A 1596-nucleotide genomic window follows, 5' to 3' on the forward strand; every position below is an offset into this window, starting at 1 on the left:
AAGTAATAGAAATTAATATGGGTGTCTTGTTAGTAAATTAATTTATTATTTGATCCCATAGCTTTAGTTATGGGATCAAATTTGGTTATTGGGGGGAGTAAGCTAAAGAGGACGAGTTATTCTACAAATACTCTAAACCCCCATGCTGGAATTGTTAGTTCTGTTGTGTGAGTAAATTCTATTGCCTGTTTTGAAAAAGCATCTGTGTATTTACCTAAAAACAATGGCTCTTTAAAGTTAACTGTTTGTGGCTCTTTCGATAAGTTGAATACTGCAAATACTTTATCGTTGCCTTTTGCACGAACAAAGCTAAGTACCTGTTTTGGTGCGGTGTTTGGTACATGCACCATGCGGCCGCCAAATTGGCCATTCCACAGTGCTTCATTACTATGTTTGAGTGCAAATAGTGATTGGTATAAATCACCAATAGGGTGCTTTTTCCATTTGATTGGGTCACGTTCGAAAAAAGCGAGGCGTTTATCGTTACCTGCTTCTTGGCCGTTGTAAATCATAGGGAAGCCTTCGCCAACGACAGATAATGTAATGACGGCTTCAAGTGCAGCGCCATAGTTTTCGAACATGGTGCCTTCCCATGCATTTGTGTCATGGTTGGCAACACCCACAAGGCGGTAAGCCTCGGCTGGGAATGCACTTTCGTTCCATGAGTAATAAACGAAGAGGGCGCTGACATCTGCATGGCCATTTACGATTTTATGCATGTGTTCAGACCATGACCACGCGTAAGTCATATCAAAGGCTTCAGCATGTAAATCACGAGACTCCCATTCTGCCAGCATTTATACTGGTTTTATTTCATCGAGTTCACGACGGACGTTACTCCAAAAGTCTACGGGCACAAAGCCTGCCACATCACAGCGATAGCCATCAATACCGACTTCTTTTACCTAATATTTCATCGACTCTGTCATGTACTCACGTAGTGCAGGTTTTGAATAATTAAAATCGATAATGTCAGACCAATCCCACCACGGTGTCGGTCTAAATTGGCCTTTGTAGTCTCGGTCGTACCAATCGGGGTGCTCATATCGAAGCCAATTATCCCAAGCACTGTGATTTGCTACCCAATCTAAAATGACATACATCCCCATATCATGGGCTTTGTTCACAAATACTTTAAGGTCTTCTAATGTGCCAAACTCTGGGTTTACTTTACGGTAATCTTTTACAGAATAAGGGCTACCTAAACTGCCTTTTCGGTTTTCTTCACCAATCGGGTTTATGGGCATAAGCCAAATAATATCAACGCCTAACTCTTTCAAGCGTGGCAATTGCAGCTGTGCAGCATTAAAGGTGCCTTCTTTAGTGAATTGGCGCGTATTTAATTGATAAAGCACCGCATTTTTTGACCACTCAGGATGAGTAAGCTTTACGTAGGATTTGGGCTCATAGGCACTGTTTGAAGTTTTAGTGTGTACATGCAGTAGTTAGGCTTATTAATAAAATAAGCAAACTTTTGGTTAGCAATGAATTCATATCAGGCCTTGTTGTCGAATAAAGGTGTTGCATGAAAAAACAACACTTCGACTAAATATATACCCTGAGCTAATATTTACAATTAAATGTATACGTATTCAC

1 pseudogene is annotated in these 1596 nt (G+C 40.5%); it reads right to left on the reverse strand.

Annotated elements, in window-relative coordinates:
• Positions 1-116 precede the first annotated feature (116 nt).
• Positions 117-1442: pseudogene (locus tag L1D51_RS21355) on the reverse strand (alpha-amylase family glycosyl hydrolase).
• Positions 1443-1596: the final 154 nt, after the last annotated feature.

The sequence above is a fragment of the Pseudoalteromonas shioyasakiensis genome, assembly GCF_022398475.1.
GTDB lineage: Bacteria > Pseudomonadota > Gammaproteobacteria > Enterobacterales > Alteromonadaceae > Pseudoalteromonas.